The 13,986-nt window shown below is 72.6% G+C and carries 14 protein-coding genes and 2 riboswitches; of the genes, 1 reads left to right on the top strand and 13 read right to left on the bottom strand.

Going from position 1 to position 13,986, the window contains the following annotated elements; translation table 11 throughout:
* Positions 1–44 precede the first annotated feature (44 nt).
* The 7 genes from CHC11_RS03155 to CHC11_RS03120 all read right to left on the bottom strand — a co-directional run bounded on the left by CHC11_RS03155 (position 45) and on the right by CHC11_RS03120 (position 7,040).
* On the bottom strand, positions 45–2,813 hold the full coding sequence (locus CHC11_RS03155; RefSeq protein WP_089310010.1) for an ABC transporter permease: 2,769 nt from the start codon (positions 2,811–2,813) through the stop codon (positions 45–47).
* Positions 2,801–3,502, bottom strand: coding sequence for an ABC transporter ATP-binding protein (locus CHC11_RS03150; protein WP_089310009.1), 702 nt, complete (start codon positions 3,500–3,502; stop codon positions 2,801–2,803). The genes CHC11_RS03155 and CHC11_RS03150 overlap by 13 nt, the downstream gene beginning before the upstream one ends.
* Positions 3,499–4,161 (bottom strand): ABC transporter ATP-binding protein, encoded by a 663-nt coding sequence (locus tag CHC11_RS03145; RefSeq protein WP_218825911.1) that lies wholly within the window; start codon positions 4,159–4,161, stop codon positions 3,499–3,501. Before CHC11_RS03145 ends, CHC11_RS03150 begins: the two co-directional genes overlap by 4 nt.
* Complete coding sequence (locus CHC11_RS03140; protein ID WP_089310007.1) at positions 4,158–4,757, bottom strand: hypothetical protein; 600 nt, start codon at positions 4,755–4,757, stop codon at positions 4,158–4,160. The genes CHC11_RS03145 and CHC11_RS03140 overlap by 4 nt, the downstream gene beginning before the upstream one ends.
* Before the next feature lie 444 nt (positions 4,758–5,201).
* Positions 5,202–5,642 (bottom strand): MerR family transcriptional regulator, encoded by a 441-nt coding sequence (locus CHC11_RS03130; protein ID WP_245918678.1) that lies wholly within the window; start codon positions 5,640–5,642, stop codon positions 5,202–5,204.
* A gap of 43 nt (positions 5,643–5,685) precedes the next feature.
* Positions 5,686–6,429 (bottom strand): SDR family NAD(P)-dependent oxidoreductase, encoded by a 744-nt coding sequence (locus CHC11_RS03125; protein ID WP_089310005.1) that lies wholly within the window; start codon positions 6,427–6,429, stop codon positions 5,686–5,688.
* A 35-nt stretch (positions 6,430–6,464) separates the two neighbouring features.
* The gene (locus CHC11_RS03120; protein ID WP_089310004.1) at positions 6,465–7,040 is read right to left on the bottom strand and encodes a TetR/AcrR family transcriptional regulator; all 576 of its coding nucleotides are present in this window, start codon (positions 7,038–7,040) and stop codon (positions 6,465–6,467) included.
* An 89-nt stretch (positions 7,041–7,129) separates the two neighbouring features.
* Between CHC11_RS03120 and CHC11_RS03115 the strand changes: the two genes are divergently transcribed.
* A complete protein-coding gene (locus CHC11_RS03115) occupies positions 7,130–7,591 on the top strand; it encodes a nuclear transport factor 2 family protein (RefSeq protein ID WP_089310003.1) in 462 nt (153 codons plus the stop codon).
* Between the two features lie 9 nt (positions 7,592–7,600).
* Here CHC11_RS03115 and CHC11_RS03110 read toward each other — a convergent pair whose 3' ends face one another.
* The 6 genes from CHC11_RS03110 to CHC11_RS03085 all read right to left on the bottom strand — a co-directional run bounded on the left by CHC11_RS03110 (position 7,601) and on the right by CHC11_RS03085 (position 13,907).
* Positions 7,601–8,974 carry an L-serine ammonia-lyase gene (locus CHC11_RS03110; RefSeq protein ID WP_089310002.1) on the bottom strand — a complete coding sequence of 458 codons (1,374 nt, stop codon included), beginning with the start codon at positions 8,972–8,974 and terminating at the stop codon, positions 7,601–7,603.
* Between the two features lie 55 nt (positions 8,975–9,029).
* On the bottom strand, positions 9,030–10,286 hold the full coding sequence (locus CHC11_RS03105) for a serine hydroxymethyltransferase (RefSeq protein ID WP_089310001.1): 1,257 nt from the start codon (positions 10,284–10,286) through the stop codon (positions 9,030–9,032).
* The gene (gene gcvH, locus CHC11_RS03100; RefSeq protein WP_089310298.1) at positions 10,283–10,672 is read right to left on the bottom strand and encodes a glycine cleavage system protein GcvH; all 390 of its coding nucleotides are present in this window, start codon (positions 10,670–10,672) and stop codon (positions 10,283–10,285) included. Before gcvH ends, CHC11_RS03105 begins: the two co-directional genes overlap by 4 nt.
* Positions 10,673–10,728: 56 nt before the next feature.
* Positions 10,729–11,823, bottom strand: coding sequence for a glycine cleavage system aminomethyltransferase GcvT (gcvT, locus tag CHC11_RS03095; protein ID WP_089310000.1), 1,095 nt, complete (start codon positions 11,821–11,823; stop codon positions 10,729–10,731).
* A 73-nt stretch (positions 11,824–11,896) separates the two neighbouring features.
* Positions 11,897–11,985, bottom strand: a riboswitch (glycine riboswitch).
* 4 nt (positions 11,986–11,989) lie between these two features.
* A riboswitch (glycine riboswitch) is annotated at positions 11,990–12,085 on the bottom strand.
* A gap of 460 nt (positions 12,086–12,545) precedes the next feature.
* Positions 12,546–13,037 carry a hypothetical protein gene (locus CHC11_RS03090; RefSeq protein WP_089309999.1) on the bottom strand — a complete coding sequence of 164 codons (492 nt, stop codon included), beginning with the start codon at positions 13,035–13,037 and terminating at the stop codon, positions 12,546–12,548.
* 135 nt (positions 13,038–13,172) lie between these two features.
* Positions 13,173–13,907 (bottom strand): hypothetical protein, encoded by a 735-nt coding sequence (locus tag CHC11_RS03085; protein ID WP_143226897.1) that lies wholly within the window; start codon positions 13,905–13,907, stop codon positions 13,173–13,175.
* Between the last annotated feature and the right edge of the window lie 79 nt (positions 13,908–13,986).

The raw sequence follows: 13,986 nt of genomic DNA, 5'->3' as shown, positions 1-13,986 counted from the left end.
TTCGTCCTCGGGTCATGGTGCAGTCCGGCGATCATCAAGGTCTGTTACAGGTCGCGCAGGACGGTGAGGGGCGGGCGCTTGGCGGCGCGCAGCGCGACGAGAGCGGCGGTGATCATGGCTGCGATGCCGGCGCCGGCGACGGCGCTGAGATAGGGCCAGGGCACGGCGAGGTGGTCGGGTGGCGGGTCGAATACGCCGGTCAGTACTTTGACCAGCATCCGGGACAGGATCCACCCGCCGAGTGAGCCGAGTGCCGCGGCTCCGATCAGGACGACCGCGACTTCGGCCCAGATGAATGCGCCGACTTGGCGTGGCCGGGCTCCCATCGCGCGGACCAGCGCGAAGTTGCGGCGGTGTTCGGTGAAGCCGAGGGCCAGGAGCAGGCCGGTGGCCAGGGCGACCAGGACGAAGGCGTAGCCGAGTTCGATGCGGGTGAGTCCGCCGAGGTCGACGGCGGTGAGGCTGGAGCCGACGACGTTGCGGGTGGTGTGGATGTCGGTGATCTGCGGCTGCGGGCCCAGCTGGTTGCGCAGTGCGTGGGCGACGGTTGGCGGGGAGGCGCCGCCGCGGGTGTTGACCAGGAACGAGCCGATGGTGTCGGTGCCGGTCTGGCGGGCGATGTAGTCGGCGTTGGCGACCAGGAAGCTGTCGCGCGGCGCGGTGGGGAACTCCTTGACGACACCGGTGTAGTGGAACGGGACTGTCCGGTATTGCTTGGTGCGGCCGTCTTGGAGGCGCAACCGCAGTAGATCGCCGGGCTGCAGTTGGAAGTCCTTCACGGTCTCGACGCTGACCAGCACGCCGTCGGGCCGGTGGGCCAGCCGGCTGAGCACGTCGTGGGTGGTGCCGCCGGAGAAGTAGGCGTTCTGCAGGTGGGTGGTGCGGGCGATGGTGGAGGTCCGGATGCCGTAGATGTCCTGCAGGTCGGCGCCGACGTAGGCGAGGCGGTGCTGGAGGGGCTCGACCGTGCCGACGCCGCGGGTCGCGGCGATCTGCTTCTCCAACGACGGCGGAGCGTACGCGCCTGGCGACTCGGTGACGGTGACGTCGGCGCCGTTGGTCAACTGGGCGTCGGCGACGGCCTGCTGCCGGTAGGTGGCGTCGAACACGGCGGTGGATGCGGCGAACACCACGGCCAGCGCGGCCAAGGAGACCGTGCGGGCGAGCAGGGTGCGCTGCCCGCTGAGGGAGGCGGTCACGGTCCCGGCGAGGGGCCCGGCGATCGGGCGGAGCAGCCGTTTGAGGAGCCGCCGCCGCAGCGGTTCCGCGCCGGTGGTGGCGCGGAACCGCGCCGATGTCGCGCCGACGCCGGCGCCGGTACCGGCGTCCGCGCTGGACGGCCCGGCGGGAACGGCTGGTGCTGCGGAGCGGCGCGGGCCGAGCAGCATGTACACGACGCGCCAGGCCAGCAGGCCGCCGCCCGTCCAGAGCAGTGCGGGGCCGGCGAACGCCCAGTAGCTGACGGAGATGGTCGGCAGCCCTTCGGGGACGAGCACGATGGTGTAGCCGTTGCGGCTGGTGATCCAGAAGACCAGGGCGGAGGCGGCCAGCAGCCACAGGTCCACGCCGTAGCGCATCCAGGCGGGGTCGCGGCGCGGCGGGCCGATCGCGCGGCGCGCGGCGACGACGCCGACGGTGGCCGCGTCGCGCGCGGCGGGCAGTAGCACGGTCAGCGCGGCGACCAGCAGCCCGGCGGCGGCGGCGATCACCGCCCACAACACCGCGGAGCCGGTGCTGGTGCCGAACCGGACAGCGCCGAACACCAGCCGCCCGGTGAGCGCGGCCAGCCCGAGCCCGACGGCGGCGCCGGCGATCCCGGTCAGGGCGGCCTCGGCGGCGGCGAGGCCGAGCAGGGTGCGCAGGGACGCGCCGCGGGTGCGCAGCAGGGCCTGCTCGGCGCGCCGCCGTGGCGCCCCCGATGCGGCGACGAGCGCGGTGAGCAGGGCGGCCAGCGCCGCGCCGGGCACGCCGAGGAACAGGAACAGGACCTGGGCGTAGGCGGCGTCCTCGCGGGCGGCGCCGAGCGCGGCGCCGAGGTTGTCGCCCACCAGCCCGGTGCCGGCCAACCCTGCCTCCAGGTTGCGGGCGGCGCCGGTGTCGGCGATGTAGGCGGCGGAGGGGTCGGCGGGAAGGTTGCGGCTCAGCCGCACGTGCACCTGGGTGCGGGCGGCGGCGCGCGGCGCGTTGTCGAACAGCCGGTGCCAGGTCGCGGCGGGCAGCAGGACGATGTTGTCGGGCGGGGCCTGCGGCTGCGCCCCGGCGGGCGCGCCGACCTTCTGGAACAGCGAGTCGGCCGCGGGCAGGTCGACGACGCCGTCGACTCTGACCGATGTGTCCGGCAGTCCGGCGCGGTGGATGGTGACGGTCGAGCCGGGTGCGGCGTGCAGGTTCGCGGCGGTCTGCTGAGCCAGCAGGACACCGTCGGCCCGACCGGCCAGCGCGCGCAGCTCGCCGGGGAACGTGGCGGCATAGCCGGGCGGCAAGCCGAGGACCTGGCCGGGGCCGGTGTCGAGCACCTGGCCCTGGGACCGCGACTGCAGCCCCGTGGTGGCGGCGAACCCGACCGGCAACTGGGCTTTGACACCGCGAACCAGGGACCGCAGGTCCGGCACGGCCGCGCCAGGTTGCATCTCCACCTGCCAGTCCACGGCCACCCCGGCGGCCGACCGCTGGGTCATGGTCGACTTGGCCGAGGCCAGGAACGTGCCGAGCGAGGCCAGCAGGCCCACCGCGACGGCGATGCCGGCGGCGGTCATCGCCAGCCGGGCGGGACGGCGGGCCAGCAGGCCGCCCAGCCACATCAGGACGAGCATGGCTCTCCCTCCATGAGCATGCCGTCGGCCATCCGCCAGCGCGTCGGCAGCCGGGCGGCCATGTGCGAGTCGTGCGTCGCGATGATCAGACCGGCGTCCAGCTCGTCGGCCGCCCGCAACAGCAGATCGACGACCTGGACGGCATGCGCCGAACCGAGCTGCGCGGTCGGCTCGTCGGCGATGATCAGACGGGGCCGAGCGGCGAGCACCCGGGCCACTGCGACCCGCTGCGCCTGCCCGCCCGACAGCTCCTCCGGCAACCGGAAGGCGAGGTCGGCGAGCCCCACGGAGTGGAGGGCGTCGGCGGCACGCCGCCGGGCCTGCTCCTCGTCCAGACCGACGAGCCCGAGGGGCAGAGCGGTGTTGTCCAGGACGTCCAGCGGTGTCAGCAGGCTCGGCCCCTGGAAGATCATGCCGGCGACGCCGGGCCGGCCGAAGGGCCGACCGTCGAGCGCCGGCCATTCGATCCGCCCGGCGGTCGGCTCGTCCAGGCCGCCGACCAGGTGCAGCAGCGTCGACTTGCCCGACCCGGACGCGCCGGTGACCGCAATGCGGTCGGCGCGGCGGACCGCGCAGGTCACCTCGTGCACGGCGACCACGGCGGTGGCGCCGCGCCCGTAGGTACGGGCGACACCGGTCAGCCGGACGAGGTCGTCTCCAACGTGTCCGCTCGCATCGTGTCCGGTCATGTCCTTCGTCCGTCCTCGAGCGTGATCGTGCGGTCGGCGGCGGCCGCGACGGCGGGACTGTGCGAGGCCACGACCACCGCGGCGCCATGCTCGGCCTGGCGGCGCAGCAGGCCGAGGACACGGTCCTCGGTGCGGCGGTCCAGTTCGCCGGTCGGCTCGTCGGCCAGCAGCACCGCAGGGCGGTTGGCCAGCGCGACCGCCAGGCCCGCGCGGGCCGCTTCCCCGCCGGACAGCTGCGCGGGCCGGGACCGGTCCCGGTCGGCGAGCCCGAGCTCCTCCAGCAGGGCGTCGCGGCGGCCGCTGTCACGACGGCCCGCCAGCCGCTGCGCCAGGTCGATGTTGGCCCGGACAGTGAGATGTTCCAGCAGGTTGCCGGACTGGAACAGCATCCCGACCAGACGGGCGCGCAGGCTCGTGCGCTCGGCCTGCGGGCGATGGCTGATCCGGATCCCGGAGACGCGCACCGCGCCACCGTCGGGCTCGTCCAGGGCGGCCATGCACGCCAGCAGGGTGGATTTGCCGGACCCCGACGGTCCGGTCACCGCGACGAACTCGCCCGCCTCGACCGCGAGCGAAACCCCCCGCAAAGCGAGCGTCTCCTCATCTCCGGCCCGGTAGAACCGGTAGAGCTCGTTGGCCTGCAGGACCGCTTCGGTCACCGCAGCCACCGGAAAGAGTCGGAAATGGTCTTCCAGGGGTCGACGTTGTCGGCGCCTACCGGCCCCGACAGCGTGAGCACCGCCTCCTGGCCGGACTTGTAGAACGCGTACCGTTCGGCCTCGTCCCGTACGACCTTCCCGGTCACCGGGTTCGGTGCGCTGTCGAACCGGTACACCAGCCGGATCGCGGTGCCGCCCTTGCGCTGCACCGTCTCAGTCTTCACCACAGCCATCCTCGGTGCGCCGATCTTCAGCGCCTGGTCGCGGACGTTCTGCACGGTCGGCGCGGACGCAGCCGGCGCGGCCTCGGCCCGAACGGTGTTGAGCTTGTCGGTGAAGCTCGCCCCGCCGGCAAGATCCGTCCGCGCCCACCCCTCGGGCACCTTCACCTCATACAGGCCGGTGGACGGCCGGAACGCGACGTACACCGTGTTGTCGGGGATGTCGCCCGGAGGGTTGGACTCGGTCGGGGCCGCCGCCTTCGCGCCGGCGGATGGGCCCGCCGTCCTGGTGGAGCGTGACGTGGCGCCGCCCCCGCATCCGGCGGCAGCGACAGCCACCATCGCGCCGGCCGCCACCAGGGCCATCATCCGCATCTCCGACTCCTTTCCGTACCACTCAAATGGAACTTTCCTCACAGCCTCACGCTATGAGTGAGGAAGCCAGCGGCCGGATAACTGTCCCTAACGGGAGGCAAGCGCGAACGCAAAATACGTCTGCCCGAGGGCCAAGCCCTGGTAAGGGCGCCGTTACCTGGCGGGGGGCAGGCTGACCAGCGTGAGATCTCCGGGAGAGCGCATCGAGGGCAGGCCGCTGCGGCGCCTGGTGCTCATCGCGATCACTGGTCGTCGCGTCCGCGGCGGAAGACCGCCCGGCCCTGATCCGCGAGCTCAAGAAGGTCCTGCGCGGCTACCTGGGCCCGGTCATCGGCTGATCCGCGCCTCTGCGAGGCCCGGATTCCTTCCGAGATCGCCGCGCTCGTGGCGACACCGGCTGTGGCGAGCAGCCCCGCTCGCGGCCCGCCCCGCATGCCGCGATCATCACACGGTTCCCGGTGTGTGCGGAACCGGCCGACCTGGGCGGGGGCCGCCGGAAGTCGCGCGCCGGTGGGCTGGTGCGGGGCGTCGCTCGGTCGCCCGTGTCAGGGCGGTGGCGAGACGGTTGCGGGCCTTGGTCTGGGCGGCGATGCGGGCGTCGAGGACGGCGAGGCGGTCCAGGGCGATCTGGAGGCCCCGCTCGGACGGCGGCGAGGCCGTCACGTCGCCGTCCAGGCAGATCGAGAACGCGCGCACGTCGTCGAGGGTGAGGCCGACGGCGAGAAGCTCCCGGATGTTGCGGACCCGCACGGCCGCGTCGTCCTCGTAGATCCGGTATCCGTTGCCCGCCCGGCGGGACGTGATCAGCCCCGCCTCCTCGTAGTGCCGCAGCGCGCGCGGCGTCGTCCCCGTGATCCGCGCCAGCTCGCCGATCCGCACCGTCACCACCTCCGCTCCCGGTTCTACCAGGTGGCGGGCCCGCCGGTGCTCAGGCGACCACCGCGCCCCCGTCCACCGCGAGGACGACCCCGGTGACGAACGAGGCGTCGGGCGAGGCCAGCCGCGTGATCGCCCATGCGACCTCCTCGGGACGCCCGACGCGTCCGAGCGGGGTGTGCTCGATCTGCCATCTCCGGAGCGCCGCCAAGCGCTCGGCGGAGAGGCCCTGGTGCTCGCCGATCGGGGTGGCGATCGCGCCGGGGGCCACGGCGGCCACCCGGATCCCGCGAGGCGCGAGCTCCAGTGCCCAGCTGCGCGTGAGCGTCTCCAGCGCCGACTTCGTGGCGGCGTAGAACGCGTTGCCCGGCCAGCCCCGCTGCCCGACGGACGTGCTGACGTTGACGACGACCCCGCCGCCGTCCAGCGCGGGCAGCGCCGCCCGGGTCAACAGGGCGGGCGCGACGAGGTTCGTCGCCAGCTGCGGCGCGATCGCCTCCGGGGTGAGGGTTTCCAGGGTCCCGCTCCGGACGATCGCCGCGTTGTTGACCAGCACGTCCAGTCGCCCGTGCGCGTCCGTCACACTGCGCACGATCTCGGCGGCGGCGCCGTCGCCGGTGATGTCGGCGGCGAGCGGCTCGATGCCGGGGTGCCCGTGCGCGGTCTCGGCCAGCGGTTCCGCGCGGCGTCCGACGGCCACCACCCGGGCACCTCCGGCCGCGAACATGCGCGCCGTCGCGCGTCCGATCCCGGTTCCCGCGCCGGTGACCAGGACGACCTGCGAATTCGTCTCCATGCCCCGATCGTGGAACCCTGCCGCCAACGGCAGGGTCAACCCCGGTGGGCCCTGTCCAGGAGGAGTCGGGCGCCGGTCCGGGCGCGGGCGGCGGCGGTGGGGTCGCCTTGGATTCCGGCGACCACGATGGCGCCCTCGGCGAGCAGGTAGACGGGTTCGGCGGCGGACGCGTCGACGGGGGAGACCAGGGCGACGACCTGGTCGTGGAAGGCCCGCTTGTGGGCTCGGGCCGCGTCCGTGATCGCGGGGGAGGACGAGCCGAGCTCCCCGTGGGCGTTGACCCAGGCGCAGCCGCGGAAGCCGGGCTCGGTGAACCACGCGCCGAGCCAGTCGAACAGGGCGAGGACGCGCCGCCGGGGGTCGTGCTCCGCGTCCAGATGGGCGGCCAGGCTCCCCCGCCAGCGGTGGTCGCGGCGGTCCAGCACCGCGACCACCAGGGCCTCCTTCGTCGGGAAGAGCCGGTAGATGCGCTTGAGCGGCAGGCCGGACACGGTCCGCAGCTCGTCCATGCCCACCGCCTGGACGCCCTGCCGGTAGAAGAGGCGCTCCGCGACGTCCAGCAGCCCCTGGCGGTCCCGGTCCTGCTGCTCCTCGGTGATCGCGGCCGGCATCGGCGCTCCTGACTTGACGTTGAGAACGGTCGTTCCCTACCTTAGCGGCATGGACAGAGAACGCTCGTTCTCAACCTGAGGAGGCCGCTGTGCCCGACGACCGTCCGCCCTACCCGCCGTTCACCCTGGAGACCGCGAAGCAGAAGGTCCAGGCCGCCGAGGACGCGTGGAACACCCGCGACCCGGAGCTGGTGGCGGCGGCCTACACGCCCGACTCGGTCTGGCGCAACCGGGACCAGTTCGTCACCGGGCGGGAGGAGATCATCGCCTTCCTGACGGCGAAGTGGGAGCGGGAGCTCGACTACGCGCTGCGCAAGAGCCTGTGGGGGTTCCGCGAGAACCGCATGGCCGTCCGGTTCCAGTACGAATGGCACGACGCCGGCGGGCAGTGGTGGCGCAGCTACGGCAACGAGCTGTGGGAGTTCGACGAGCGCGGCCTGATGCGGCGGCGGGAGGCGAGCATCAACGACGTCGCGATCGGCGAGGCCGACCGGCGCATCCGCGGCCCGCGGCCCGAGGGCGAGCACGGGCTCGACATCCCGCTCCGGTAGTGCGGGCGCTCAGCACTCGATGACGTTGACGGCGAGGCCGCCGCGCGAGGTCTCCTTGTACTTGTCGAGCATGTCGCGGCCGGTGTCGCGCATGGTCTTGATGGCCTTGTCGAGGGAGACGAAGTGGCGGCCGTCGCCGCGCAGGGAGATCCGGGCGGCGCTGATGGCCTTGACGGCGCCGACGGCGTTGCGCTCGATGCAGGGGACCTGGACCAGGCCGCCGACCGGGTCGCAGGTCAGGCCGAGGTTGTGCTCGATGCCGATCTCGGCGGCGTTCTCCACCTGCTCGGGGGTGCCGCCGAGGACCTCGGTGAGCCCGGCGGCGGCCATCGAGCAGGCCGAGCCCACCTCGCCCTGGCAGCCGACCTCGGCGCCGGAGATCGAGGCGTTCTGCTTGAACAGCACGCCGATCGCTCCGGCCGTCAGCAGGAAGCGCACGACGCCCTCGTCGTCCCGGCCGGGGATGAACCGGTCGTAGTAGTGCAGGACGGCCGGGATGATGCCCGCGGCGCCGTTGGTGGGGGCGGTGACGATCCGCCCGCCCGCGGCGTTCTCCTCGTTGACGGCGAGCGCGAACAGGGTGATCCAGTCCATCGCGTGGAGCGGGTCAGACGCCTTCTCGACGGAGAGCTGGCGGTGCAGCTGGGGAGCGCGGCGGCGCACCTTGAGCCCGCCCGGCAGGAGGCCCTCGCGCGTGCAGCCCCGGACGACGCAGGCCCGCATGACCTGCCAGAGTTCGAGCAGGCCGTCGTGGATCTCGGAGGCGTCGCGGCCGAACGCCTTCTCGTTCTCCAGCATCAGCGCCGAGACCGACAGACCCGTCTCCCGGCAGCGTTCGAGCAGCTCGGCGGCCGTGTCGAAGGGGTGGGGCAGGACGGTGTCGTCGGGCTTGATGCGGTCGGCGCCGGTGGCGTTCTCGTCCAGGATGAAGCCGCCGCCGACCGAGTAGTACACCTTGGCGCGCAGCTCCTCGCCCGAGGCGTCCAGGGCCGTGAAGCGCATCCCGTTGGGGTGGCCGGGCAGCGACTCCTTGCGCTCGAAGACCAGGTGCTCGTTGACCACGAACGGGATGTCGTGGTCGCCGAACAGGCGCAGCGCCCCGCGCTCACGGATGGCGGCGAGCCGCTCGTCCACCCGGTCGACGTCGACGAGTTCGGGTTTGTCGCCTTCGAGGCCGAGGATGACGGCCTTGTCGGAGCCGTGGCCCTTGCCGGTGAGGCCGAGCGACCCGTAGAGGGTGACGGCGACGGACGCGGTCTTCTCCAGCAGCCCGTCGCCCTGCAGCCCCCGGGCGAACCGGTGCGCCGCGGCCATCGGGCCGCCCGTGTGGGAGGACGACGGTCCGATACCGATCTTGAACAGGTCGAAAACGCTGATGGCCATCGCTACCTCGTTGTCGCCGTGCCCCCTCCCCGCGAGGGGAGGGGGCGCCGGAACGTCACAGGTTCGAGTACAGGGGGTGCCGGTCGGCCAGCGCCTTCACCCGGGCCGCGAGCCCGTCCCGGTCGAAGGACGGCTGCAGCGCCAGCGCGATCACGTCCGCGACCTCGGCGAAGTCCTCGGCGGTGAAGCCGCGGGTCGCCAGGGCCGGGGTGCCGATCCGCAGGCCGGAGGTGACCATCGGCGGGCGCGGGTCGTTCGGCACCGCGTTGCGGTTGACCGTGATGCCGATGTCGTGCAGGCGGTCCTCGGCGTCCCGCCCGGTGAGCTCGGAGTCCACCAGGTCGACCAGCACGAGGTGGACGTCCGTCCCGCCGGTCAGCACCCTGACGCCGGCCTTGGCGGAGTCCTCGGCGAGCAGGCGCTCGGCGAGCAGCTTCGCGCCCTCCACCGTCGCCGCCTGCCGGGCCCGGAACTCCTCCGACGCGGCGATCTTCAGGGCGACGGCCTTGGCGGCGATCACATGCTCCAGCGGGCCGCCCTGCATGCCGGGGAACACCGCGGAGTTGATCTTCTTGCCGTACTGCTCGCGGGCGAGGATCAGACCGCCGCGCGGGCCGCCGAGCGTCTTGTGCGTCGTGGTCGTCACGATGTCGGCGTGCGGGACGGGCGAGGGGTGCAGCCCCGCCGCGACCAGGCCCGCGAAGTGCGCCATGTCGACCATGAGCAGCGCCCCGACCGAGTCGGCGATCCGCCGGAACGCGGCGAAGTCGAGCTGCCGCGGGTACGCCGACCAGCCCGCCACGATCATCTTCGGCCGGTGCTCGGCCGCGAGCGAGGCCACCTCGTCCATGTCGACCAGGCCGTCCTCGGCGCGGACGTGGTACGGCACCACGTTCAGCACCTTGCCGGAATAGTTGAGCCGCATCCCGTGCGTGAGGTGCCCGCCGTGCGCGAGGTCGAGGCCGAGGATCGTGTCGCCGTGCTGGAGCATGGCGAAGTAGACGGCCGTGTTGGCCTGCGCCCCGCTGTGCGGCTGGACGTTCGCGTGCTCGGCGCCGAACAGCGCCTTGGCCCGGTCGATCGCGAGCTGCTCGGTGACGTCGACGAACTCGCAGCCGCCGTAGTACCGGCGCCCCGGGTACCCCTCGGCGTACTTGTTCGTCAGGACCGACCCCTGCGCCTCCAGCACCGAGACGGGCGCGAAGTTCTCCGACGCGATCATCTCCAGGGTGCCCTGCTGGCGCCGCAGCTCCGCCGCGACGGCCTCGGCGACCTCCGGGTCGGCCGTCGCGAGGGAGTCGTTCAGGCTCATGATTCCTCGATCAGCTTGTCGTAGGCGGCGGAGTCGAGCAGGTCGCCCGGCTCCTCCGAGATCCGCACCTTGAAGATCCAGCCCTCGCCGTACGGGTCGTCGTTGATGACCTTCGGCTCGTCCACCACCGCGCTGTTGATCGCGGTGATCTCGCCGCTGACGGGGGAGTAGACGTCGCTCACCGACTTGGTCGACTCCACCTCGCCGCACGGCTCGCCCGCCTCGACGGCGTCACCCTCCGACGGCTGCAGCTCGATGTAGACGATCTCACCGAGGGCGTCGGCGGCGTGCGCGGTGATGCCGACCGTGACGATGCCGTCCTCGCCACCGAGGCCCGACACCCACTCGTGCTCCTCGCTGTAGCGGAGCTCCTCCGGAACGCTCACGATCACTTCTCTCTTTCCACTGCGGGGGCGCGCCCCCGCACCGCCGGACAACTTGTTCAGGAACGCTTGTAGAACGGCAGGGCCACCACGTCCACCGGCTCGTGCCGGCCGCGGACGTCCACGGCCAGGCCCGCCTCCTCGACGCCGCTGTCGAGGTACGCCATGGCGATCGGCGTGCCCAGTGTGGGCGACGGGGCGCCGCTCGTCACGATGCCGCACGGCGCGCCGCCGGACGTGACGACCTGGTACCCCTTCCGGGGCGCGCGACGCCCCCGCGCGACCAGTCCCACGAGCCTACGGCCCGGCGGGGTCTGCGCCTGCGCCGCCAGGGCGGACTTCCCCACGAAATCGCCTGGCTTGTCCAGCTTCACCACCCGACCGAGGCCCGCCTCGAACGGCGTCGTCTCGGCCGTCAGCTCGTTCCCGTACAGCGGCATCCCCGCCTCCAGGCGCAGCGTGTCGCGAGCCGACAGCCCCGCCGGGACGACCCCCTCCACCGCGGCGAGCGCCTTCCACAACCGGACCGCGTCGGAGGCGTCCACGAACAGCTCGAACCCGTCCTCGCCCGTGTACCCGGTGCGGGCGACGAGGGCGTCCACGCCCGCGACCCGCCCCGCGAGGATCGCGTAGTACTTCAGGCCCCCCAGCGGCGCGTCCGTGAACCCCTCGAGAATCCCCTGGGAACGCGGCCCCTGCAGGGCGATCAGCGCGTACGAGCCGGACCGGTCGTCCACCGCGGCCTCGAACCCCGCGGCACGCTCGACCAGCGCCTCCCGGACGACGTCGGCGTTCGCGGCGTTCGCCACCACCATCCACGTCTCGTCCGCGAGCCGGTAGACGATCAGGTCGTCCAGGACGCCGCCGTCCTGCCCGCAGATCATCGTGTAGCGGGCCTTGCCGACCGGCATCGGCGACAGGTTGCCGACCAGCGCGAAGTCGAGCGCGGCCCCCGCGCCCGGCCCCGAGAGGAAGATCTCCCCCATGTGCGACAGGTCGAACAGCCCCGCACCCGTGCGGACGGCCTGGTGCTCGGCGGTCTCGCTCGCGTAGCGCAGCGGCATCAGATGGCCGGCGAAGTCGACGAGGTTCGCGCCGAGGTCCTCATGGACGTCGTGCAGCGGCGTCTTCTTCGCGGTCGGATCGGCGGACATGGGCTCGGCTCCTTCGTCACGGGCGCGCGTGGTCCATCGTCCCACTCGCGCACCGGGCGTATCGGTGCCTCCCCCTCTGTCATCGGCGCCTGAGAGCTTCACCCGCGCGGCACGGCGGGCTTTCACCTTCGGCGGGGGACCGGAGTCCCCGCTTTCCAGAGGTCGCCTGGCCCGTGCGGTCCGTGGGCCTGAGAGGTTCCGGGGAGGATTTGCTCCTTCGGCGTCCCCCACCGGCTGCGAGGGACTCTCCCGCACGGGATCATCAGCTGTCGAAGAAGGCTAGCAGTGTTTATTGCGTTTCCCCAGGGTCGAGGCCCTGGGGGCCTCGACCCTGGGGAAACGCGTGCGATCGCTGGCATCGCTCCGGCTCGCCTTGCGGCTCGCTTCGCGATCAGTTTCTCGCTTCGCTCGAAACTGCCTTCGGACGCGATCGCGAGGGTCCAGGTTGTCGCGTGGCTGGGGTGGCGGCTGAGGTTGCTGCGTTAGTGCACCAGGCGCCCCCGTCCTCCTCCTCGGGGCGGGGGGCGTTTCGTCATGCCCGTAATGTGTACTCTTCGCGCGAACGGCCCCGCCCAATTCGCCTGGGCGGGGCCGCTATCTCACACGGCGGGCTTGCCCGTGCCAGAACACGTTCCTCGACTGCCGGGCTTCTGATGCGCCGGCGTCGACGACCCCGTGTCGGCGGACGTCTCCTGTCGACAGTCAGGGCACTGTGCCATGGTTCACACCTCCTCTCTCTGCTGGAAGTCACCCCCTTGGCTGATCGAGCCGCCCGCGGGCGCCAGGCTCCGGAACACGCCGAAGATGTCTGCGCCGCTGTGCATGCGCACGATGACGCAGCACGGCCGCGGCCCGGCGTCCTCGCGGACCGACTTTCGTTCGACCGTCTTGACCTCCGGGTTCGCGCCGTTGGCGATGAGCGCGGCGATGTGCTGCTCGATCAGGCGCAGCGGCGTCCGTCCCGTGCTCGGCAGCTCCGGGAGCGTCTGGGAGGCGGGCGGCTCCCCGGTGACGGGGGTCTCCTCGCCGAGGTCGCCCGACGGCGGGGATGTCCGCGTCCACTGGAGCGCCACCTGGGCGCCTGTGCGCAGGGTAATGACGTGGCCGTACTGGGGATCGGTGATCCCCGCGTCGGCGAAGAGCTTCACGCCGGTGATCGCGGGGGAACCCTTCAGCACGTCCTCGACCCATGGCGCCCATCGGGGCAGTCGCATGTCTCCTCCTGTTCCTCGCGCGTCGCTCTTTGCGCGCAGGTCACGCTACCGGGTTGGTGGCCACGGCCCCCGGGTGCTCCGCGCCGGCTCCGGGGGCTGTGACGTAGGCGGGGGCGGCGGCGGAGATAACGGGGGTCACCTGGCCACGTCGCCACCGCCCCCGGCTCCTGAGTCGGCTGCGAGCAGCCCGACGAGCCCGACCTCGGCGCCGGTGACGTCGGTGGCCGGGGCGAGCGCGTCGCCCATGTGCGTCCAGAACCAGTCGCGGTCGTCGTCCTTCGGCCGCGGCTCGCACGTGACCCGCACGCCGCGGGGCGGCGAGACGCCGGCGGGGGTCGTCACGGTCACCTCGGGCGCGGCGATGTCCACCTTGTAACCGCGGATGCCCATGCGGGTGGCGAGCGCGGCGAGCTGCGGGTGCATCTCCAGGCCGAGCAGGCGCACGATCTTCACGGTGGCCTCGTCGACGTCGGCGATCGGCCCGAGGTCGAGCCCGGAGTCCCAGTTGAACCGGCCGCGCAGCGCGCCGACGGACCGGGCGACTCCGGCTCGGGTTCGCATGACGAGGCTGACGCTGTGCTCGATGACCTCGGTACCGCGGTCCGCCAGCGCCTTACTCAGCGTCAGGAGGGCGCGCTCGCAGTCGGCGGCGTCCTGCTGGGAAAGTAGAGTCCGCAGCGCGTCGTAGGTCCCGGCGCCAAGGATGAGCGCCTTCTCGTCGCCGCCTTCGCGGACGGCGCGGTACGGCAGGCCCGGCATTTCGCTGCCGTCGATCGTCCAGCCGGGGAACTCGGCGCGCAGGGTGGCGAGGCGCCCTTCGAGATCCATGGGGGGCGGTGCGGGCGGTGCTGGGTTGAGTACCTTGCTCACTAGCCGGACCTCGTTTCCGGTCAGGCCCCGGAACCCCCGGCGTTCGCCCGCCGGCCGGGGCCGCCTGTGTGTCTTGTGA

The organism is Actinomadura mexicana (genome assembly GCF_900188105.1).
Classification (GTDB): Bacteria; Actinomycetota; Actinomycetes; order Streptosporangiales; family Streptosporangiaceae; genus Spirillospora; species Spirillospora mexicana.
Note: the sequence above shows the minus strand (reverse complement) of the source record. Positions and strands in the feature narration are given on the sequence as shown.

Excerpts from the sequence above, each read along its gene's own strand:
- CHC11_RS03155 (WP_089310010.1), bottom strand. The coding sequence starts at position 2,813 with ATGCTCGTCCTGATGTGGCTGGGCGGCCTGCTGGCCCGCCGTCCCGCC.
- CHC11_RS03150 (WP_089310009.1), bottom strand. The coding sequence starts at position 3,502 with ATGACCGGACACGATGCGAGCGGACACGTTGGAGACGACCTCGTCCGG.
- CHC11_RS03140 (WP_089310007.1), bottom strand. The coding sequence starts at position 4,757 with ATGCGGATGATGGCCCTGGTGGCGGCCGGCGCGATGGTGGCTGTCGCT.
- CHC11_RS03125 (WP_089310005.1), bottom strand. The coding sequence starts at position 6,429 with ATGGAGACGAATTCGCAGGTCGTCCTGGTCACCGGCGCGGGAACCGGG.
- CHC11_RS03120 (WP_089310004.1), bottom strand. The coding sequence starts at position 7,040 with ATGCCGGCCGCGATCACCGAGGAGCAGCAGGACCGGGACCGCCAGGGG.
- CHC11_RS03110 (WP_089310002.1), bottom strand. The coding sequence starts at position 8,974 with ATGGCCATCAGCGTTTTCGACCTGTTCAAGATCGGTATCGGACCGTCG.
- CHC11_RS03105 (WP_089310001.1), bottom strand. The coding sequence starts at position 10,286 with ATGAGCCTGAACGACTCCCTCGCGACGGCCGACCCGGAGGTCGCCGAG.
- gcvT (WP_089310000.1), bottom strand. The coding sequence starts at position 11,823 with ATGTCCGCCGATCCGACCGCGAAGAAGACGCCGCTGCACGACGTCCAT.
- CHC11_RS03090 (WP_089309999.1), bottom strand. The coding sequence starts at position 13,037 with ATGCGACTGCCCCGATGGGCGCCATGGGTCGAGGACGTGCTGAAGGGT.